Origin of the sequence: Microbacterium sp. RG1 (genome assembly GCF_005347485.1) — a bacterium.
Classification (GTDB): Bacteria; Actinomycetota; Actinomycetes; order Actinomycetales; family Microbacteriaceae; genus Microbacterium; species Microbacterium binotii_A.
Window position 1 is genome coordinate 1,509,305 of record NZ_CP034121.1, and the last position, 21,277, is coordinate 1,530,581.

The 21,277-nt window shown below is 70.3% G+C and carries 13 protein-coding genes; 10 read left to right on the top strand and 3 right to left on the bottom strand.

The features are described from left to right. Positions 1–4: 4 nt before the first annotated feature. The 10 genes from EHF32_RS07265 (at position 5) to EHF32_RS07310 (ending at position 17,187) form a co-directional block, all read left to right on the top strand. Entirely contained in the window at positions 5–970 is a 966-nt protein-coding gene (locus tag EHF32_RS07265) for an AAA family ATPase (RefSeq protein ID WP_137417558.1), read from the top strand. Continuing rightward, positions 967–2,331, top strand: a complete 1,365-nt coding sequence (locus EHF32_RS07270; RefSeq protein ID WP_137417559.1) for a DUF58 domain-containing protein — start codon at positions 967–969, stop codon at positions 2,329–2,331. Before EHF32_RS07265 ends, EHF32_RS07270 begins: the two co-directional genes overlap by 4 nt. After that, positions 2,328–4,829 carry a transglutaminase domain-containing protein gene (locus EHF32_RS07275; RefSeq protein WP_137417560.1) on the top strand — a complete coding sequence of 834 codons (2,502 nt, stop codon included), beginning with the start codon at positions 2,328–2,330 and terminating at the stop codon, positions 4,827–4,829. The genes EHF32_RS07270 and EHF32_RS07275 overlap by 4 nt, the downstream gene beginning before the upstream one ends. After that, a complete protein-coding gene (locus EHF32_RS07280; protein WP_137417561.1) occupies positions 4,826–5,665 on the top strand; it encodes a PP2C family protein-serine/threonine phosphatase in 840 nt (279 codons plus the stop codon). The genes EHF32_RS07275 and EHF32_RS07280 overlap by 4 nt, the downstream gene beginning before the upstream one ends. Continuing rightward, positions 5,658–6,605 (top strand): hypothetical protein, encoded by a 948-nt coding sequence (locus EHF32_RS07285; RefSeq protein ID WP_137417562.1) that lies wholly within the window; start codon positions 5,658–5,660, stop codon positions 6,603–6,605. The genes EHF32_RS07280 and EHF32_RS07285 overlap by 8 nt, the downstream gene beginning before the upstream one ends. After that, the gene (locus tag EHF32_RS07290; RefSeq protein ID WP_137417563.1) at positions 6,602–7,543 is read left to right on the top strand and encodes a hypothetical protein; all 942 of its coding nucleotides are present in this window, start codon (positions 6,602–6,604) and stop codon (positions 7,541–7,543) included. The genes EHF32_RS07285 and EHF32_RS07290 overlap by 4 nt, the downstream gene beginning before the upstream one ends. A gap of 28 nt (positions 7,544–7,571) precedes the next feature. Further along, complete coding sequence (gene hrpA / locus EHF32_RS07295) at positions 7,572–11,477, top strand: ATP-dependent RNA helicase HrpA (RefSeq protein WP_137417564.1); 3,906 nt, start codon at positions 7,572–7,574, stop codon at positions 11,475–11,477. Between the two features lie 265 nt (positions 11,478–11,742). Beyond that, entirely contained in the window at positions 11,743–14,640 is a 2,898-nt protein-coding gene (locus EHF32_RS07300) for an immunoglobulin-like domain-containing protein (RefSeq protein ID WP_161594069.1), read from the top strand. A gap of 98 nt (positions 14,641–14,738) precedes the next feature. Next, positions 14,739–15,680 carry a quinone oxidoreductase family protein gene (locus EHF32_RS07305; RefSeq protein ID WP_137417566.1) on the top strand — a complete coding sequence of 314 codons (942 nt, stop codon included), beginning with the start codon at positions 14,739–14,741 and terminating at the stop codon, positions 15,678–15,680. 70 nt (positions 15,681–15,750) lie between these two features. Continuing rightward, complete coding sequence (locus tag EHF32_RS07310) at positions 15,751–17,187, top strand: LLM class flavin-dependent oxidoreductase (protein WP_137417567.1); 1,437 nt, start codon at positions 15,751–15,753, stop codon at positions 17,185–17,187. A gap of 58 nt (positions 17,188–17,245) precedes the next feature. Here EHF32_RS07310 and mmsB read toward each other — a convergent pair whose 3' ends face one another. The 3 genes from mmsB to chvE all read right to left on the bottom strand — a co-directional run bounded on the left by mmsB (position 17,246) and on the right by chvE (position 21,218). Further along, a complete protein-coding gene (mmsB, locus tag EHF32_RS07315) occupies positions 17,246–18,463 on the bottom strand; it encodes a multiple monosaccharide ABC transporter permease (RefSeq protein ID WP_137417568.1) in 1,218 nt (405 codons plus the stop codon). A 23-nt stretch (positions 18,464–18,486) separates the two neighbouring features. Beyond that, positions 18,487–20,016, bottom strand: coding sequence for a multiple monosaccharide ABC transporter ATP-binding protein (gene mmsA / locus EHF32_RS07320; RefSeq protein ID WP_137417569.1), 1,530 nt, complete (start codon positions 20,014–20,016; stop codon positions 18,487–18,489). 74 nt (positions 20,017–20,090) lie between these two features. Then, on the bottom strand, positions 20,091–21,218 hold the full coding sequence (chvE, locus tag EHF32_RS07325) for a multiple monosaccharide ABC transporter substrate-binding protein (protein ID WP_396653338.1): 1,128 nt from the start codon (positions 21,216–21,218) through the stop codon (positions 20,091–20,093). Between the last annotated feature and the right edge of the window lie 59 nt (positions 21,219–21,277).

Genomic DNA, 21,277 nt, shown 5'->3' on the forward strand with positions numbered 1-21,277 from the left:
ATCGATGACCGTCACCCCAGAACAGACCGCTTGGTTCCAGGAGACGTTCTCCGCCCTCGTGGAGAACGTCGAGCAGGTGGTGCTCGGCAAGCGCCACGTCATCGAGCTCGCCTTCACCGCGCTCGTCTCGCAGGGGCACCTGCTGCTGGAGGACTTCCCCGGCACCGGAAAGACCTCGCTGGCGCGCGCGATGGGCGAGAGCGTGCAGGGCACGAGCTCCCGCATCCAGTTCACGCCCGACCTGCTTCCCGGCGACGTCACCGGCATCACGGTGTACGACCAGAAGCGCGGCGAGTTCGAGTTCCACTCGGGCCCGATCTTCGCCAACATCGTCCTTGCCGACGAGATCAACCGCGCCAGCCCCAAGACCCAGTCGGCGCTGCTGGAGGTCATGGAGGAGGGCCAGGTCACCGTCGACGGCGTCTCGCGGCGCGTGGGAAGCCCGTTCCTCGTGGTCGCGACCCAGAACCCCGTCGAGCAGGCCGGGACCTACCGCCTGCCCGAGGCGCAGCTCGACCGGTTCCTGATGAAGACGTCGCTGGGCTACCCCGACCACGCCGCCACCGTGCGGATCCTGGAGGGCAGCGCCGCCGGCAAGCGCGAGGTGGGCCCCGTCATCACGCCCGAGGCCGTGCAGACGCTCAGCCAGATCGCGCAGGACGCCTACCTGAACCCGCTCGTGCTGGACTACATCGCGCGCGTCGTCGAAGCTACCCGCCAAGCCGCGCAGGTGCGCCTGGGCGTCAGCGTGCGCGGTGCACTGGCACTCACCCGCGCCGCGCGCACCTGGGCTCTGGCGCACGGCCGCGGCTATGTGACCCCCGACGACGTCAAGGCTCTGGCCGAGCCGGTGCTGGCCCACCGTCTCATCCTCGACCCCGAGGCGGAGTTCGACGGCGTAACCGCCGGCGCGGTGATCGGTCAGGTCATGCTCGACGTCGCTCCCCCGACGCAGCGCGAGTCCGCGTGACCGATTCCTCCTCCCGCATCACCCGGATCGGCTCGACGTCCACCTCGACGTCGACCGCCGGGAGCACGCGCACGCGCTACGACACGTCGCGTTCCACGACCGTCATCGTCGTGGGCGGCATCCGCTTCTGGCGGCGCGTACGACGAGCCGTGGCCCGCAGCGCCCGCGCTGTCGGCGACACGGTCACCGCGGGAGGGTGGCTGCTCATCGGAGCCGCCGCGCTCGGTCTGAGCCTGGGCATCGTGTTCGGGTGGATCGAGTTCGTCCTGGCCGGCGCCGTCGCCGCCGTTCTCGTCCTGTGCGCGGCACCGTTCCTGTTCGGTGCGCGCGCCTACCGCGTGAGCCTCGGCCTCGCGCACGATCGGGTGGTCGCCGGCAGCGAGGTCGCGCTCTCCCTGCGCGTCGTCAACGTCGGCAAGGGCGTCGCCCTGCCCGGTCGGGTCGACGTGCCCGTCGGCGAGGGCCTCGTCGACGTCGCGATCCCGCTGCTGCGCCACGAGGCCGCGCATGACGAGGTGCTGACGATCCCGGGGCTGCGCCGCGGTGTGCTCGACATCGGACCCGCCCGCGCCGTCCGCGGCGACCCGCTCGGCATCCTGCGCCGCGAGGTCGTGTGGGAGGACATCCACACGCTCTACGTCCACCCCGTGACGACCGCGATCCCGAGCACCGCGACCGGGTTCATCAAGGACCTCGAAGGCAACCCCTCCTCCCTCGTCGTGGACGCCGACATCTCGTTCCACGCGATCCGGGAGTACGCCCCCGGCGACTCGCAGCGCCAGATCCACTGGAAGTCCACGGCGAAGACCGGGACCCTCATGGTGCGCCAGTACGAGGAGTCCCGCCGCTCACGGATGGTGATCGTGCTGGCGACGGGCGAAGAGGACTACGCCGACGACGAGGAGTTCGAGCTCGCCGTCAGCGCCGCCGCCTCGCTGGGTGTGCGCGGCATCCGCGACGGACGCGACGTCTCCGTCGTCGTCGGCGGCGAGGTGCCGGAGTTCGCCCGCCGGGCCGTGCGCTCCTCCCGGGACCTCGCCACCATCACGGCGCGCACCCTGCTCGACGAGCTCGCCGGTGTGGAGAAGGCCGAGCGCATCACCGGACTCCGCGATGTCGCGAGCCTGGCGGTGGAGGCGCACCGCGACGTCTCCATCGGGTTCCTGATCTGCGGATCCACCCCGACGCTGCGGATGCTGCAGCACGCCGCCCTCGCCTTCCCCGCCGACACGGGCGTGGCCGCCATCGTCTGCGACCCCTCGGCGGAGCCCGGCTTCCGCACCATCGGCGGCGCCTCGATCGTGACGATGGGTCTGCTCGAGGACCTCCGTCACATCCTCGCTCGGAGTGCCCAGTCATGAGCGCCCCCGACGCGCGCGCCCGCGCACGCCGCCCCCGCCGCACCGAACGCGACACCGCGTTCCTGATCGGCAACATCGCCTTCGTCGACGCCCTTCTGGCGATCGGCGCCGCATCCGCGTGGGCGATCTACCGCAGCGGCTGGTTCGTGCTCGCCGCCGCGGTGGCGATCGTGCTCTCCACCGGGATCGCCCTGCTCGCCGTCTGGCGCCCGTTGCGCTGGTGGCAGCTCGCCCTCATCACCGCGGGCGCGTACGTCGTCGTCGGCGTTCCGGTCGCCGCGCCGACGATGATCACCGACCCGGCGACGATCCTGCCGGGCGTCTGGGGCGTCGTGAGCGCACCCGTCACGGGGTGGAAGAACCTGTTGACGCTCGAGTTGCCGCTCGGGGTGTACCAAGCGACCCTCGCGCTCCCCTTCTTCCTGATGCTCGCTCTCGGCACCCTGGCTCTGCTGCTGGCGCTGCGCGCCGGCAGGCTCTGGGTGCTCGCGGCGCCGCTCGCGCTGTTGATCACCGCGTTCGGCGTGCTGTTCGGATCGAGCGCCGTAGACGGCTCGTGGCGCATCGGGCCGTGGGAACTGGATGGCGTCTGGGAGGCGACGGTCGGGCTCGGCGCGCTGCTCACGGGCTTCGCCTGGTACGTGTGGCGCAACGTCCACACGCGTCGGGTCGCCCTGCGCGTCGCGCGCTCGGCGAGCGGCGTGCGCTCCTCCGTCCGTGTCGCGCGCACCCTCGGCAGTCGCATCGCCCTCGCCGCCGGAATGCTCGTCATCGCCCTCACCCTGGGACTCGCGCTCGCGCCCTGGGCAGTGGCGGGTTCCTCCCGCGACGTGCTGCGCACGGCGGTCGACCCGGTGTTGAAGGTGCGTCAGACGCTGAGCCCCCTCGCCGACTACCGCGCCGCCTTCTCCGACGAACGGTTCGACGATGTGCTGTTCACGGTCGCCGCCGACTCGGGCGTGGATCGCGTACGTCTGGCGACTCTCAGCTACTACGACGGCCGGGTCATGCGGGCCACCGACCCCCAGACCGGCGACCGTTCCGACAGCACGGAGTTCCGACGGGTTCCCGCTTCCCTGCCCGCCGACACGGGCGACCGCGCCTCCGCCACGTTCACGATCGGCGACTACACGGGCATCTGGGTGCCCGCCGTGGGCGATCTCACCTCGATCGACTTCTCGGGATCGACGCGGGCCGCGCTCTCTGACGGCTTCTTCTACAACCCGGACTCCGCCACGGGCGTGGAGCTGTCGGACCCGGGGCTCGCCTCCGGCGTCAGCTACACGCAGACCGGGGTGGTCGCAGACGCTCCTCGCGACCCCGGGACGCTGACCCCTTCCCGTTCCGGTACGTTCGACCCGGCTTTCGTCCCCGAGTCGCTCGAGGAATGGGTGAGCGCGCAGGACGCGCCCTCGGGCGGCGCGGGCCTGGTCGAGCTGATCTCGCGCCTGCGGGCGCGCGGGCTCCTCTCGCACGCGCTGGCGTTCGATCCCGGCGCCGTCCCGGCATGGGCGCAGAAGCTCGGCGACTACACGTTCGAACCCAGCCGCAGCGGGCACTCCACCGACCGCATCGGCGATCTGTTCACCCAGCTGCTCAAGAAGCAGAACGAGACCGGCGGTACCGATGACTCCCTGCTGGTCGCCGCCGCGGGAGACGACGAGCAGTTCGCCGTGGCTGGGGCCCTGATCGCGGATCACCTCGGCTTCCCTGCCCGGGTCGTGCTCGGCACCCGCCTGAGCAGCGACGACGCGGATCTGGCGGTGTGCGAAGACGGCACGTGCACGAGCGGCGACCTGGCGGCGTGGATCGAGGTGCGCGACGCGGACGGCTCCTGGACGGCCATCGACACGACACCGCAGCACCGCGTGCCGCTCTCGCCCGACGTCCAGCAGCGTCGCGACCCGCAGAACATGACCCCGGTCGAGCCGGAGCAGGCCGACACCGTCCTTCCTCCCGAGGCGGACCCCGCCGACGCCTCACCGCCGCAGAGCGACGAGCCGACGGATCCGGTGGACCTCGCGTGGCTGTGGGCCACTCTGCGCATCTCCGGCATCGCGATCTTCGCGCTGCTGATCCTGCTGATGCCCGCCATCGCGGTGCTCGCGGCGAAGATCATGCGTCGACGGGCCCGGCGCTCGTCTGCGGACCCGGTCGACCGGGTCGTCGGGGGCTGGGAGGAGTACCTCGACACCGCCGTGGACCACGGCCACCGCATCCCTCCCGCCGCGACCCGGTCGGAGACCGCGACCGCCGTCGGCGACGCGGAAACCGCTGATCCTGCGACTCTCGCGGCGCTCGCCGACCGGGCGGTGTTCGCTCCGGGAACCACCACCGAAGAGGAATCCGCACGGTTCTGGGAGCTCATCGACCAGGAACGACAGCGTTTCGCGTCCACAGGCGGCCTGTGGGCGCGCTGGAAGGCTCGGCTGTCGCTACGCTCATTCGCACGCGGATTGCGCGAGGCTGCGTCGCGAGATGGAAGGGGACGACCATGACCGGGATCGTCGTCATGGCCGGAGCGCGCTCCGACGTCGGCCGCGTACGCAAGCTGAACGAGGATGCGGTGCTCGCGCAGTACCCCGTGTTCCTCGTCGCCGACGGCATGGGAGGCCACGAGGCGGGTGATCTGGCCAGTGCCGCGGTCGTGGATGCGTTCCGCCACCTCGTCGGTCGCGACGACGTGCAGCCGGAGGAAGTGGTCACCGCCGTCGAGTCCGCCCACGCCGCGGTGTCTCAGGTCGCGGGGCGCCACGCACGCGGCGCCGGCTCCACCCTCGCCGCCCTGGTCGCCGTGGTGCAGAACGGATCGCACGCGTGGCTCGTCGTGAACATCGGCGACTCGCGGGTGTACCGGCTGGTCGGCAGCTCCCTCGAGCAGCTCACGGTCGATCACTCTGTCGTGCAGGAGCTGGTGGATGCGGGAAAGATCAGCCGCTCCGAGATGTCCACGTATCCGGGACGCAACGTCATCACCCGCGCCGTGGGCGACAGCCAGAGCCCCGCCGACTACTGGCTCTCCCCCATCGTGACCGGTGAGCGCATGCTGCTGTGCTCGGACGGTCTGTCCAACGATCTGAGCGACGAGGCCGTGCTGGCCGGGCTCAGCCTCGGCGGCTCCGCCGAGCAGACCGCCTACGCGCTCGTGGACCAGGCACTCGCCCGCGGCGGACGCGACAACATCAGCGCCGTCGTGGTGGATGTGCGCTCAGGAGGGCTCGCTCCCCGCGCCGACGAGGTGACGGGCGGCTTCGCGACGAGCGAGCAGGCGGCGGTGCAGTCGATCGAGGTGGACACCATCACCTCGCGACGAGAACGGCCGATCCGTGGCTGAGCGGACCTGGTTCGAAGGGCCTCTGCCCGCGATCGCCACGGACACGCTCGCGGTGATCGTCGGGGGCGACGCCGCGGTCGCCGCTGCGCGACGCGTCCTGTCGACGGGCACGATGCCCGGAACACCCGAGATCCTGGACGCCCTGCTCGCCGACGGCATCGCCGCGGTGCCGGCCTTCGCCGTGGTCGCGCTGGACGACGACCGACTGACCGCTTTCGTTCGCGGCGAGTTCGTGCTCCGTTTCGAAGACCGTTCCCGCCGGGTGTGGCGCGTGGACGGCGTCGGTGCCCACACCTGGCGCGAGGTGGAGGCGGCATCCGTCGTGCGCGCCTGGGCCGGCGCCCCGGACGCGGAACCGAAGCTGTTCGATCTGGGGCCGACGCCGGAGCGTCCCGTGCGGGTCGGGCCGACGACGGCTGCGGGCGTCATGCTCCGCGGGCGTCCCGCCGTGGCGCGCCCTCCGGTCCCTCCCGCCGCCAGACCTCCCGCCGCCGCACCCCGTGCACCGCGACCTGCCGCATCCGATCCCGCCGACGACGAGACCGTCGTGACGAGTTCGAGCGCGCTCGCTCCGAAACCCGCTCCGCGCACCCCGCGGGCCCCGCGCGCCATCGAGCTGCCCGGCGGGGACATCGTGCCGATCCACGGCACGATGCTGGTCGGCCGCGGGCCGCGCAGCTCCCGCGTCGAAGGCGATGACCTCCCGACCCTGGTGGCGCTCGGCGACGTCTCACGCGACGTCTCCCGTGCGCATGTGAAGATCTGGACCGACGGTACCCGCGTGCAGATCGAGGATCTCGCGACGCCCGGCGGGACGGCCGTCATCGACGCGGACGGCGTCGCGCGGTTGCTCGTGCCGGACCGCGCGATCGAAGTACGCGAGGGCGCCAGTGCGGAGCTCGCCGGCGGTGCCCGCATCCGCTTCGTGGGGGACGCATGACCGAGCCAGACGACAGCACCCGCCTCTCACGACGCGAGCCCGGTGCGACCGACCAGCCCGAAGACAGCACCCAGCTCGTGAGCCGACGCGACCGACGCGCCGCGTCCGCTGCCGCGGAGGCGGCCGACGCCACCGCCATCGTGTCGCGCGAGACGCCGGCTCCGCCCGTCGACGAGACCGTGATCGTCGACCGTTCGCCGACCGCAGCGACGGTCACGGCGGCGGACGTGGACGACCGCACCGCGCTGGTGCGGCGTCCGGCCGAGGACCAGGCTCCGTCGCCCGAAGAAGCGCCCCCCTCCGATGAGCCTGAGGACGGCACCCTTCTGGTGCGCCGGCCCACTCCGCCGACGGATGCGACCGTGGTGGTCGCCCGTTCGCTGCCGACCCCAGCCCCTCATGCGGAGGACGAGGACGAGGACGAGCACACGATCCTCACCCCCCGCTCACCCGCGTCCGTTGACCCGCTCGACGAGGACGACACGGTCCTGCGTCCCCGCGACGAGCCGCAGGACGCGACGTTGCTGCGCCGCCGCGACCGCCCGACGGATGCGGACGCGGACGACACCGTGCTACGTGCGCGCGACGCCGTAGCGGACGACGCGACGAGCCTGTCGCCGCGCGGGACGACGGCGGGCGCCTCGCCGCGTCTCACGCGCGCACGCCGGGGTGCCGCGAGGCAGACCACCTCGTTCGCGCCCGATGCCGAAACCGATCGCACGCCCGCACGCGAGCGGTATGCGATCCGCACGCCGACGATCACGTCCGCGCCGGCGACCGCCGCCGCATCCCCGGTCGTCGACATCGGCGACGGTGGGCTCGCGGCCCGGATCGCCCGGCGCCGCGCCACCCGCACCCGTCTCACGGTGCTCGCGGGTGTCTCGGCGTTCGTGTTCGTGGGCTCGATCGTCGGCCTCGCGACGCTGCTGAGCATCTGAGCCCCGGCTCGGGTTAGCATCGAAGGCTGTGTCAACGCCGGAACCCGTCATCTCCTTCCCTCCCGAGCTGCCCGTCAGCGCGGCCCGGGAGGAGATCGCGCGCGCCATCGAGGACCACCAGGTCGTGATCGTCGCCGGCGCGACGGGCTCCGGCAAGACGACGCAGCTGCCGAAGATCTGCCTGGAACTCGGGCGCACCCGTATCGCGCACACGCAGCCGCGACGCATCGCGGCGCGGACGATCGCCGAGCGCATCGCCGAAGAACTGCAGGTCCCGCTCGGCTCCACGGTCGGCTACAAGGTGCGCTTCACCGACAAGGTCTCCGCCGACACGCGCGTCGCCCTGGTCACCGACGGCATCCTGCTCAACGAGATCCACCGCGACCGGCTTCTGCGCCGCTACGACACGATCATCATCGACGAGGCCCACGAGCGCTCCCTCAACATCGACTTCCTGCTGGGGTACCTCCGCCGCATCCTGCCCGAGCGACCGGATCTGAAGGTCATCGTGACCTCCGCCACGATCGATCCCGAGAGCTTCGCGCGCCACTTCGCCGACGCCGACGGTGTTCCCGCTCCCGTCGTGGAGGTGTCGGGCCGCACCTACCCCGTCGAGATCCGGTATCGGCCGCTCGTCCCGGAGGCCGACGACGAGACCGAGGAGGCCGTCGTCCCCGCTCCCGAGACCGAGGACGAGGTGAGCGCCATCGTCCAGGCGCTCCGCGAGCTGGACACCGAGGCACCGGGCGACGTCCTCGTCTTCCTTCCCGGCGAGGCGGAGATCCGCGACGCGGCGGATGCGGTGCGCGCCGCCTACGCCTCGGCCACGGCGCCCACCGAGGTGCTGCCCCTCTACGGCCGGCTGTCCGCGGCCGAGCAGCATCGCGTGTTCGAGCGATCTCGCGTCGCGGGAGTGCGACGTCGGGTGATCCTCGCCACGAACGTCGCCGAGACGAGCCTGACGGTTCCCGGCATCCGCTACGTGATCGACACCGGAACCGCCCGCATCTCCCGCTACAGCAACCGATCGAAGGTGCAGCGGCTGCCGATCGAGGCCATCTCGCAGGCCTCCGCGCAGCAGCGGTCCGGCCGTGCCGGAAGAACGGCGCCGGGCATCGCGATCCGCCTGTACGGGGAGGGCGATTTCGAGCGCCGCCCCGTCTTCACCGAGCCGGAGATCCTGCGCACCTCTCTCGCCGCCGTCATCCTGCAGATGCTCGCTCTCGGATTCGGCGACATCTCCGCCTTCCCCTTCCTCACCCCTCCCGACTCCCGGGGCGTCCAGTCGGCGTTCGACCTGCTCGTCGAGCTGCAGGCCGTCCGCCAGAGTCGGCAGGGGTCCGCGCTCACGCAGCTCGGGCGGGAGATCTCCCGGCTGCCGATCGACCCGCGCTTCGCGCGCATGCTCGTCGAGGCGCGGCGCACCGACGTGCTGCCGGACGTGCTCGCGATCGTTGCCGGCATGTCGATCCAGGACGTCCGCGAGCGTCCCGAGGAGCGCCGCGAGGAAGCCGATCGACTGCACGCGCGATTCGTCGATCCCACGAGCGACTTCCTGACTCTCCTGAACCTCTGGAACCACCTGCGTGAGCAGCAGGACGAGCTCGGTTCGAGCGCCTTCCGCCGGCTGTGCCGGGCGGAGATGCTCAACTACGTGCGCGTGCGGGAGTGGTTCGACGTGCACCGCCAGCTCTCGCAGCTACTGGGCCTTCGTCGCGATGCCGAGCGGGCGCCCGGCGCTGCGGACCCCGCCGCGGTGCATCGCGCTCTGCTGTCCGGGCTGCTCTCGCACATCGGCATCCTCGACGAGCGCGAGAAGGGCCGAGAGGGCAAGGGGACGCGCGCGGAGTATCGCGGGGCCCGCGGCACGCGCTTCTCGCTGTTTCCCGGATCCGGCCTGCGAAAGAAGCGGCCGACCGCCGTCATGGCCGCGGAGCTCGTCGAGACGAGCCGCCTCTTCGCCCGCACGGTCGCGGCGATCGATCCGGCCTGGGCCGAGCCCCTCGCGGGCGATCTCGCCAAACGGCAGCTCAGCGAGCCGCACTGGTCGAAGGATGCCGGCGCCGCCACGGCGTACGAGAAGGTCACCCTGTTCGGCGTCGAGATCATCCCGCGACGGCGCGTGCAGCTCGCCCGCTTCGACCGGCCGCTGGCGCGGGAGATGTTCGTGCGCCATGCGCTCGTCGACGAGGAGTGGGATCCCTCGCGCCTGGGCAAGCCCCTCACAGCCTTCGCGCGCCGCAACCTCGAGCTGCGCCGACGCCTGGAGAAGGTCGAGGAGCGCGAGCGCCGCCGCGACATCCTGGCCGGAGACGAGGCGGTCTACGCGTTCTACGACGCCCGTATCCCCGCCGACGTGTTCGACGCCCGCTCGTTCGAGTCCTGGTGGAAGGACGCCGTCGGTCGCACCCCCCGCCTGCTCGATCTGAGCGAGGCCGACCTGCTGGAGGGCGCGGAGCGCGCGGACGAACGCGCCTTCCCGACCCGATGGGCTCAGGGCGACCAAGTGCTCTCGCTCGCGTACCGGTTCGAACCGGGGGCCGCCGACGACGGCGTGACCGCGGTCGTGCCGCTCGCGCTGCTGGCCCAGCTGTCGCCGCGCGGGTTCGACTGGCAGGTGCCGGGCATGCGCGACGAACTCATCACGGCGCTCCTGCGGGCGCTGCCGAAGGCCATCCGGCGCCACGTCGTTCCGGCGGCGGATTGGGCGGCGCGCTTCGCCGAGGAGCTGAACGGCTCGGGTCCCGAGGATCACGCGGGTCTTCCGCCGCTCCCTCTTCGCGACGCCCTCGCCACCCGCATCCAGCGGGTCGCCAACCAGCCGGTGAGCGCGTCCGACTTCGAGATGGACCGCGTGCCCGACCACCTGCTGATCTCGTTCCGCGCGGTCGACGAGCGTGGCCGTGCGGCCGGCTCCGGCCGCGACCTGGTCGCCCTGCAGGAGCGTTTCGCCGATCGCGCCCGTTCCTCCGTCGCACGCTCGCTGCGCCGCGGCCCCGCCGCCCCCGGTGTCGTCGCCGCACCCGGCACACCCGGTGCGCGCGTCACCGCGACCGCCGCCGGTTTCGCGGAACGCACGGGGCTGACCGACTGGGACTTCGGCACGCTCGCCGCGCAGGTCGACACGCGCGTGGCGGGCGGTGTCGTCCGCGGCTACCCCGCGATCATCGATGACGGCGCGAGTGTGTCGCTGCGCATCGAGGCCACCCCGGAGTCTGCAGCCCGGGCGACGCGCGCAGGCATCCGCCGTCTCGTCCTCCAGGCGGTGCCCTCCCCCGTCTCGTATGTGCTCGACCACCTCACCGCCAACGAGAAGCTCGCGCTCGCCGCCTCGCCCTACCCCTCCGCCAAGGGCCTCGTCGAGGACGCGCGCGTCGCGGTCGCGGATGCGGTCATCACCCGCATCGCCCCGGACGGAATCGTGCGCGATCGCGCCGGCTTCGAGGGCCTCAGGGACGCGTTCAGCGCCGCGGTCACGGATGAGCTGTTCCGGGCGACGAGCCTCGTCGCCCGGATCCTGCTGTCCCTGCGGGAGATCGAGCGCGCCATGAAGCGGCAGAACTCGCTGACGCTGCTCGGAGCCCTCGGGGACATCCGCGCCCAGCTGGATGGCCTCGTCTACCCCGGTTTCGTCTCGCGGACAGGGACGGAGCGCCTTGCTCACCTGCCTCGCTACCTGGCGGCGGTCGCCGAACGACTGACGCAGCTGGCCGACCAGCCGGGACGGGATCGGCAACGGCTCACCGAGTACGAGCGCTCCGCCGCCGCGTACACGGAGGCCGGCGGCACGATCCCGCCCGCCGACACCGCGCCCGCGTCCCTCGTGCATGCCCGGTGGCTGCTCGAGGAGTACCGCGTCAGTCTGTTCGCGCAACGGTGGGGAACAGCCGAGCCCGTGTCCGCTCAGCGCATCCTCAAGACCCTGCGCGGCTGATCTCGCCTCGAGCGCCCCGCCGCGTGAGCGATGCCCCCGACACGCAGCACGACGTTGACAACGTCTCCGCGCAGCCAATACGGTGATCCCTGACCGAGAATGTTCTCGGTAACAATGACTGCCCGCCGCATCCGCGGCACACGATTGCGCGACGACGCTCAACCGATCGCCGCGGGGACCGTGACGTCCCCGCGCACGCTCCGCCGCGTCTCGCCCTTCGATGAGAGCGAGGAGCCTCCGCGTGAGCACGCGCCACAGATCCCGAATGCTGACCAGAGGCGGAGCGGTGTGGACCGCGCTCGCGCTCGCCGTCGCCGGCGCGGTCGTCCCGACCGCCGCCCAGGCCGCGACGCCCGCGCCGCTGCTGCACTACACCTTCGACAGCGCCACGGGCACGACGATCCCGGATGCGAGCGGCAACGGGTTCGACGCGACCCTGCAGCAGAGCGGGGGTGCCGTCGCCGACGGCAGCCTCTCGCTGCCCGGTGGGTCCCGCGGCACCGCCGCCTACCTCGACATCCCCACGGCCGGTCTCGTCGGCAAGAAGGACCTGACGATCTCGACCTGGCTCTCGCCGCGCTCGGGCGCCGGCAACACCGCGGCCGCCTTCATCGGCGCCCCCGTCGCATCCGGGAACTCCTACTCGTCGGGATACTGGCTGCTCAATCCCGCCAATCCGAACGGCTACGTCAAGTCGGTCGTCACCAACGCGGTCTCCCCCGGGTCGCCGTGGACCACCGAGGTCGGCCCCGGTGCCACCAATGCCGCGACGTCCGGCATCCGCACGCCCGCCGGCCTCAGCCTGTACACGACGGTCATCGACGGCACCACGGGTCAGCTGCGCGTCTACGTGAACGGAACGCGCATCTCGCAGACCGCGATCGCCCGCGACGTCGCCGCGTTCGGCTCGAGCCTCGTCGCGGTCCTCGGCCGCTCGACCTACAACGACGCGAGCTGGAGCGGGCTGGTCGACGACTTCGCGATCTACGGGCAGGCGCTCAGCGACGCCGACGTCCTGGCGCTCTACAGCGGCGAGGCTCTCGACCGCGCGGTCGCCGCCGTCACGGTCCCCGCGACCGCGGAAGCCGACTTCGCCGTCCCCACCACGAGCGCCGGCGTCACCGTGAGCTGGGGATCGAACAACCCGGCCATCGCCGTCACCGGCGGCACCGCGGCCGTCACCCGCCCCGCCGCGGGCTCGGGCGACGCCGATGTCACACTGACCGCCACCTTCGCCGTCGGCGGCGCCACCCGCATCCAGACCTATCCGGTGCGGGTGCCGCAGCTGCTCTCCGACGCCGAACGCGTGGCGGCAGACCTGGCGGCGATCCAGATCGCGAACCTCGACGACGTCCGCACCAACTTCTCCGTCCCCGCCATCGGCGCACAAGGGTCCACGATCACGTGGACGGTGGACGCGGCGCACGCGGCGTCCGCCGCGCTGCGGGCGGGCGTGCGCGACGACTCGCGCACGGTGGACGTGACACGACCCGCGGCCGGCTCCCCCGAGATCGTCGTCGAGCTGACCGCGGTGGCCGCCCACGGAACGTCGACCGCCAGTCGCACCTTCTCCGCCCGTATCCAACCGCTGCCCGCAGGCGACGAGGAGACCGAGGCGTACTTCTGGACCTTCTTCACGGGTGAGGGCCAGGGCGCCGAGCGGGTGAGCATCGCCGCATCCAAGGGCAACGACGCGCTCAGCTGGAACACCCTGAACGACGGACAGCCGGTGTTCACCTCCACCGTCGGCACCGAGGGACTGCGCGATCCCTTCATCATCCGCGCGCCCGAGGGCGACAAGTTCTACATGATCGCGACGGATCTGAAGATCGACGGCCTGGCCGGCGGATTCACGACGGCGCAGATCTCCGGCTCGCGCTACATCGAGGTCTGGGAGTCCGACGACCTGGTGAACTGGTCCGAGCAGCGTCATGTGAAGGTCTCGAGCGACTACGCCGGAAACACCTGGGCGCCGGAGGCATATTGGGACGAGGAGCTGGACACGTTCGTCGTCTTCTGGGCGTCGAACCTCTACCCGACCACGAACGCCGCCGATCGCACGGCCGTCACCTACAACCGGATGATGTACGCGACGACGGATGACTTCGTGACCTTCTCCGAACCGCGGATCTGGAGCGACGTGCGCCGGGGTTCGGGTCTCGGCCTCATCGACTCCACCGTCGCGAAGGTCGACGGCGTCTACCACCGCTTCACCAAGGACGAGGCGAGTATGACGATCCGCCACGAGAAGTCGACCGACCTGCTGGCGACGATCACGGGCACCCTGCCGGGCACCTCAGGTCCGGCGGACGAGTGGACGCTCGTGAAGGAGCGGGTCGCCAGCGGCCTGCCCAACGGGGAGCCCGGCGGCACGTTCACCAGCGGCGAGGGCGCCAACATCTTCCCCGCCAACGCGGATGATGTGAACGGCCTGGACTGGTTCCTGTTCATCGATCAGCCCAACTACCACGGCGGCCCCAACCACTACGTCCCGTTCGGGACCACGAACCTCGAGGACGGGAACGCCTGGCAGCCGCTCGGCGCGAAACTGCGCCAGTCGCTCCCCCAGAACGCGGACGGCGGCAAACCGCGCCACGGCACGGTCATCCCGATCACGCGCTCCGAGTATCAGCGCGTGCTCGAGGCCTACGCGAGCGACATCGCGGTCGCTTCGGTCGACGAGATCGCGGTGACGACGCGGGCGGGGGTCGCGCCCACGCTGCCGCAGGCGCACCTGACGAAGGCGGACGGCTCGCGGCAGAGTGTCGACGTCGTCTGGGATGCCGTCGCTCCCGCCGCCTACGCCGCCGCGGGCACGTTCACCGTCGCCGGCATCGCACAGGACGACTCGCGCATGCCGGTGCAGGCCACCGTCACCGTCACCCCCGCGGTGTCCGTGCAGGCCACGACCAGCGCGCGATGCCTGGCGGGCAAGGCCGTGATCTCGGTCGCCGTCAGCAACACCGGTGACAGCTCGGCTGTGGCCACCATCACAAGCGTGTACGGCGCGAAGACCGTCACGGTGGCGGCGGGCCAGAGCGCGTCGACCGCCTTCACGACACGGCTCGGGGCGATGCCCGCGGGAACGGCCACGGTCTCCGTGACCCAGGCGGGTGCGACCGCGAACCTCACGGCACCGTACCCGTCGCTCGCCTGCGGCTGAGTCCCGGTGCCCCGCCCCGTGGGGACCGGCGAGTCGATCGCCGGTCCCCACGGGGCGCATTGCGTCCAGGCTCGACACAGGGCAGAGTGGCGAGCACCATGACACACGCGATCGTCTACTCCGAGCACGGCGGCCCCGACGTCCTCGCCCTCACCGAAGTCGAGATCCCCTCCCCGGACGCCGGCCAGGTGGCGGTGCGGATCGAAGCCGCGGGCGTCAACCCGATCGATGCGAAGCTGCGAGCGGGCCTGCGCGGCCCCGTCCCGATGACCCATCCCCGCCGCATCGGCAGCGACGGCGCCGGCGTGGTGACGGCTGTGGGCGAAGGCGTGGAAGGCTTCCGCGTCGGGGATGCGGTCGTGATCTTCTCCGCCGGCGGCCTCTACGCGGAAGAGGCGATCGTCAAGGTCGGGTCGGTCCAGCCGAGGCCTCCCCAGGTGGACGCCGCGACCGGCGCCGCCCTCGGCATCCCCGTCGGCACCGCCTACCAGTCGCTGCGCTCGCTCGACGTGCGCAGCGGCGACACCCTCGTCGTCCACGCGGGCTCGGGCGCCGTCGGTCAGGCCGCCGTGCAGTTCGCCGTGCTCTGGGGCGCGACGGTCGTCGCCACCTCGTCCCCCTCGCGTTTCGACCGGCTCCGTGAACTCGGCGCGATCCCGGTCGCGTACGGCGACGGACTCGAACAGCGCCTGCGCGAGGCCGCACCCCAGGGCTACACCGCGGCGTTCGACGCGGCGGGAACGGACGAGGCCATCGCCGCCTCACTCGCCCTGGTCGAGGATCGTTCGCGCATCGCAACGATCGTGCGCGGCGCGGATGCGGCGGGATTCGGCATCCGCGGATTCTCCGGCGGATCCCCCGAACCGCTCACCGACCAGCAACTCTCGTGGCGGGCCGAGGCCATTCCCGTCGTTCTGGCGCTCCTCTCGGCGGGCCACTTCTCGGTCGAGCTCGGCGAGCAGCTTCCGCTCGCGGACGCACCGCAGGCGCACCGTCTCATCGAGGCGCATGCGCCGGGCAAGATCACGCTCGTGCCCTGACGTCCACACGTCGATGACGCCGCGTGTCGGCGCGGTGGCCTCCCGCGTGCGCCGGTGTGAGACTCGCCGCATGGCAAAGCGCATCATCCTGAACGCCTTCGACATGACGTGCGTCAGTCACCAGTCCGCGGGCACCTGGCGCCACCCCGACAGCAGGGCCACGACGTACAAGGACCTCGAGTACTGGACCGAGCTCGCGAAGCTCCTCGAACGGGGTCGGTTCGACTCGCTGTTCATCGCGGACGTTCTGGGTACGTACGACGTGTACCGGGGCTCCGCGGCCACGGCGCTCGGCGACGCCGACCAGGTGCCGGTGAACGATCCATTCCTCCAGGTTCCGGCGATGGCGCTCGTCACCGAGCACCTCGGCTTCGGCGTCACAGCGGCACTGACGTACGAGCAGCCGTATGCGCTCGCGCGCAAGTTCTCGACGCTCGACCATCTGACGAAGGGCCGCGTCGCGTGGAACGTGGTGACGAGCTACCTGAACAGCGCCGCGATCAACCTCGGCCTGAGCAAGCAGATCGCGCACGACGACCGCTACGAGATCGCGGAGGAGTTCGTCGACGTCACCTACAAGCTCTGGGAAGGCTCGTGGGAGGAGGACGCCGTCATCGCCGACCGCGAACGCGGGGTGTACACCGACGCGGCGAAGGTGCATCCGATCGGCCACCAGGGCACGTACTACTCCGTCCCCGGCATCCACCTGAGCGAGCCGTCGCCGCAGCGCACCCCGGTGATCTTCCAGGCCGGCGCCTCCCCGCGCGGTCGCGCCTTCGCCGCCCGCCACGGCGAGGGCGTCTTCATCAGTCCCGCGAACCCCGCCCAGGCACGCGAGATCGTGCGCGACATCCGCTCGCGCGCGGCGGCGGAGGGGCGCGACCCCGACGACGTGAAGACCTTCGCGCTGGTCACCGTCATCACCGCCGAGTCGGATGCGGCGGCTCAGGCCAAATACGAGGACTATCTGTCCTACGCCTCGGGCGAGGGGATGCTCGCGTTCTACGGCGGCTGGACCGGCATCGACTTCGGGCAGTGGGATCCCGACCAGCCACTGGAAGAGGTGGAGAACGACAGCCTTCGCTCGGTGCTCTCCTCTCTCGCGAAGATCGACCCCGAACGCCGATGGACCCCCGCCGACATCGTCGCGCAGCGCTCCATCGGCGGGATGGGGCCGGTCATCGTGGGCGGCCCCGAGACCGTCGCCGACGAGCTGGAGCGGTGGGTCGACGAGGGCGAGATCGACGGCTTCAACTTCGCGTACGCGATCACACCGGGATCCTTCGAGGATCTCGTGGAGTTCGTCGTGCCCGAGCTCCAGCGCCGCGGACGGGCACAGACCGAGTACGCGGGCTCGACGCTGCGCGAGTCGCTCTACGGCGCCGGCCACGCGCGGGTCGCCGACACGCATCCGGCCGCGCGCTACCGCGGGGCCTTCACCGACGGCGCGAGCGCGGCGGACGGCACCCTGCCCTCACGCATCGCCGAGCGGCTCGCCGTGCTCTGACACACGCATGACGAGGGGCCCCGCCGATCGGCGGGGCCCTTCGTCATGGTGACGGTGCTCAGTTGCCGGAGCGCCGCTTGTTGTACACGTCGAAGGCGACGGCGAGAAGGAGCACGAGGCCCTTCACGGCCTGCTGCCACTCGATGCCGATGCCCATGATCGACATACCGTTGTTCAGCACACCGATGATCAGACCACCGATGATCGCACCGCCGATCGTTCCGACGCCGCCCTGCACCGCCGCGCCGCCGATGAAGGCCGCCGAGATGGCCTCGAGCTCGAAGCCGTCACCGGCCTTGGGGCCGGCGAGGTTCAAACGAGCGGTGAAGATGAGGCCGGCCAGCGCTGCCAGCAGTCCCATGTTGACGAACAGCCAGAAGTCGACCCGGCGGGTCTTGATACCCGACAGCTCCGCCGCGTGGCGGTTGCCGCCGATCGCGTAGATGTGGCGGCCGAAGACCGAGCGGTTCATGACGACGCCGTAGACGAGCACGAGAACGGCCAACACGATGAGCGTGACCGGGATGCCCTTGTACGCGGCGAGCGAGTACGTGAAGAACGCGATCGCTGCGGAGATGAGCACGAGCTTGGCGATGAACCAGACGATCGGCTCGACATCCTGTCCGTACTTGCGCCGTCCCGCACGGGTGCGCCACTGCTGCACGACCAGGGCGATGATGCCGACGGCACCGATCAGCAACGTGAACACATCCGGGTCGCCGCCGAAGATGCCGTCGAGGAAGCCGTTGCCGAGCGCCCGGTACTCGTCGGGGAAGGAGCCGATGTTCGCGTTGCCGAGCACCACGAGCGCGAGCCCGCGGAAGATGAGCATGCCCGCGAGGGTCACGATGAAGGCGGGGATGCCGACGAAGGCGACCCAGAAGCCCTGCCACGCGCCCACGAGCGCGCCGATGGCGAGCGACAGGATGATCGCGAGCCACCAGGGCAGGCCCCACTGCACCGCGAAGACGCCCGAGACCGCTCCGATGAAGGCGGCGACGGATCCGACCGACAGGTCGATGTGGCCGGCGATGATGACCATCACCATGCCGATCGCGAGCACGAGGATGTAGCCGTTCTGCACGACCAGGTTCGAGATGTTCTGCGGACGCAGCAGGATGCCGTCGGTCAGGACGGCGAACAGCACCACGACCGCGAGCAGCGCGATGAAGATGCCGTTCTTGCCCAGGTCCGTGAGCACGTGCGTGATCCAGCGGGTGGCCTTGTTGTCGACCGGGTTGATCGTCGCCCCGGCGGCGGTGTCGTTGTTCGACATGTCGTTGTCTCCTGCGAGCCCCGTCAGCGGGGCTTCTCCATGGTCATGAGCTTGAGAACGGATTCGGGGCTCGCCTCTGCGATCGGCAGCTCTCCCGTGATGCGACCCTCGGACAGCGCGTAGACGCGGTCCGAGATGCCGAGCAGTTCGGGCAGCTCGGATGAGATGACGATGATGCCCTTCCCGGATGCGGCGAGCTTGTTGATGATCGTGTAGATCTCGTACTTCGCACCCACGTCGATGCCGCGGGTCGGCTCGTCGAGGATCAGCACATCGGGATCCGAGTAGATCCACTTCGAGAGCACGACCTTCTGCTGATTGCCGCCGGAGAGCTTTCCCGTCTTGACCAGCACGCTGGGCGCCTTGATGTTCATGTCGCGGCGGTACTCGTTCGCGACGCGGTACTCCTCGTTGTCGTTGACCAGGCCCGCCTTCTCGAGCTTCTTGAGCGAAGCCATGGAGACGTTGCGCTTGATGTCCTCGATGAGGTTCAGCCCGTACGTCTTGCGGTCCTCGGTCGCGTAGGCGAGTCCGTTGTCGATGGCCTCCGAGACGGTGCGCGTCTTGATCTCCTTGCCACGCATGAACACCCGACCGGAGATCCGCGTCCCGTAGCTGTGGCCGAACAGGCTCATGGCGAACTCGGTGCGACCGGCGCCCATGAGGCCCGCGATCCCGACGATCTCTCCCGCCCGCACCGTGATGGACACGTCGTCGACGACGACGCGCGAGGTGTCGACGGGATGGTGAGCCGTCCAGTTCTCGACCCGCAGCAGCTCTTCGCCGATGTGGGGCTCGTGATCCGGGTAACGGTGCTCGAGGTCGCGACCCACCATGTCCTTGATGATGCGGTCCTCGGTGACGTCGTTCTTCGCGATCGTCTCGATCGTCTTGCCGTCGCGGATGACGGTGACCGTGTCGGCGACCTTCTTGATCTCGTTGAGCTTGTGGCTGATGATGATCGACGTGATCCCCTGACCCTTCAGGTGCAGGATCAGATCCAGGAGGTGGGCGGAGTCCTCGTCGTTCAGCGCGGCGGTCGGCTCGTCGAGGATCAGCAGCTTGACCTCCTTCGAGAGCGCCTTCGCGATCTCGACGAGCTGCTGCTTGCCGACGCCGATCTGGTTGATCTTCGTCGTGGGGTTCTCCCGCAGACCGACCCGGGCGAGGAGCTTGCCCGCCTCGAAGTTCGTCGCGTTCCAGTCGATGAGACCGAGCGGGCCGCGCTGCTCGTTGTTGAGGAAGATGTTCTCGGCGATCGACAGGTACGGGCTGAGCGCCAGCTCCTGGTGGATGATCACGATGCCCTTGGCCTCGCTGTCGCGGAGGTTGCGGAACGCGACCTCCTCGCCGTTGTAGACGATCTGTCCGTCATACGTGCCGTGGGGGTACACACCCGACAGCACCTTCATGAGCGTCGACTTACCGGCGCCGTTCTCACCGCAGATGGCGTGCACCTCGCCGCGCTGGACGGCGAGATTCACGTTCGAGAGTGCTTTGACTCCCGGGAATGTCTTGGTGATCCCACGCATCTCGAGGATGTTCTGGGACATCGTTGCTCCTCTTTCCTGTCGCCGACGGGAGTGTGCCGGGCGGCACGGGGCCGCCCGGCACGGATCCTCGGTTGTCAGCCGTTGATCTCGTCTTCGGTCCAGTAGCCGCTGTCGACCAGGACCTCCTTGATGTTGTCCTTGACCACGATCTGCGACTCGAGCAGGTAGGACGGGACGACCTTCTTGCCGTTGTCGTAGTCCTCGGTGTTGTTCACCTCGGGCTCCTCGCCCTTCAGCAGAGCGGAGGCCATCTTGACGGCGACCTCGGCCAGCTTGCGAGTGTCCTTGAAGATGGTCGCGTACTGCTCACCGGCGACGATGGCCTTCACGGAGTCGATCTCGGCGTCCTGACCCGAGATGATCGGCCACTCGGCACCGACCGAGTAGCCGGCGTCGGTGAGAGCCGAGATGATGCCGCGCGAGATGCCGTCGTAGGGCGAGAGCACCGCGTTGACCTTCGAGCCGTCGGAGTACGTCGAGGTGAGGATGTTCTCCATGCGCTTCTGCGCCGTCTCGCCGTCCCAGCGCAGCGTCGCCGCCTGCTGGAAGTCGGTCTGACCGCTCTTGACGACCAGGACCTTCTTGTCGATGTAGGGCTGGAGCGTGTCGATCGCGCCATTCCAGAAGAACGTGGCGTTGTTGTCGTCGGGCGAACCGGCGAACAGCTCGATGTTGAACGGGCCGGCCGGAGCGGATGCCGCGGCCTTGCCGTCGAGGTCGGTGAGCCCCAGGCCGTTGAGCAGCGAGTTGGCCTGCTGCACGCCGACCTTGTAGTTGTCGAACGACGCGTAGTAGTTGACGTTCTCGCTGTCGCGGATGAGGCGGTCGTAGGCGATGACGGGGATGTCGCCGTCGGCGGCCTCCTGCAGGACGCTGGTGAGCGTCGTGCCGTCGATCGAGGCGATGATCAGGGCCTTGGCACCCTTGGTGATCATGTTCTCGATCTGCGAGACCTGCGTGGGGATGTCGTCCTCTGCGTACTGCAGGTCGACGGTGTAGCCCTGGTCCTCGAGCTGCTTCTTGACGGCGTTGCCGTCCTGAATCCAGCGCTCGGAGCTCTTGGTGGGCATGGCGACGCCGATGAGTCCGCCGTCTCCGCCGCTGTCCCCGCCGCTGCCGCCCGCGCTGCTGCCGCAGCCCGAGAGCATGAGCGCGCCGGCGGCGACGGTTGCCGCGGCGAACAGGAACTTGGTGCTCTTCACAGTGTGTCCTTTCGTAAGACGTCTCTGTCTGCTGTGTTCAGTTGTACGTAGGGGGAAGT

What these genes read in the sequence shown, in the direction of transcription:
- EHF32_RS07265 (WP_137417558.1), top strand. Translation starts at nt 5, where the DNA reads ATGACCGTCACCCCAGAACAGACCGCTTGGTTCCAGGAGACGTTCTCC.
- EHF32_RS07275 (WP_137417560.1), top strand. Translation starts at nt 2,328, where the DNA reads ATGAGCGCCCCCGACGCGCGCGCCCGCGCACGCCGCCCCCGCCGCACC.
- EHF32_RS07280 (WP_137417561.1), top strand. Translation starts at nt 4,826, where the DNA reads ATGACCGGGATCGTCGTCATGGCCGGAGCGCGCTCCGACGTCGGCCGC.
- EHF32_RS07290 (WP_137417563.1), top strand. Translation starts at nt 6,602, where the DNA reads ATGACCGAGCCAGACGACAGCACCCGCCTCTCACGACGCGAGCCCGGT.
- EHF32_RS07300 (WP_161594069.1), top strand. Translation starts at nt 11,743, where the DNA reads ATGCTGACCAGAGGCGGAGCGGTGTGGACCGCGCTCGCGCTCGCCGTC.
- EHF32_RS07305 (WP_137417566.1), top strand. Translation starts at nt 14,739, where the DNA reads ATGACACACGCGATCGTCTACTCCGAGCACGGCGGCCCCGACGTCCTC.
- EHF32_RS07310 (WP_137417567.1), top strand. Translation starts at nt 15,751, where the DNA reads ATGGCAAAGCGCATCATCCTGAACGCCTTCGACATGACGTGCGTCAGT.
- mmsB (WP_137417568.1), bottom strand. Translation starts at nt 18,463, where the DNA reads ATGTCGAACAACGACACCGCCGCCGGGGCGACGATCAACCCGGTCGAC.
- mmsA (WP_137417569.1), bottom strand. Translation starts at nt 20,016, where the DNA reads ATGTCCCAGAACATCCTCGAGATGCGTGGGATCACCAAGACATTCCCG.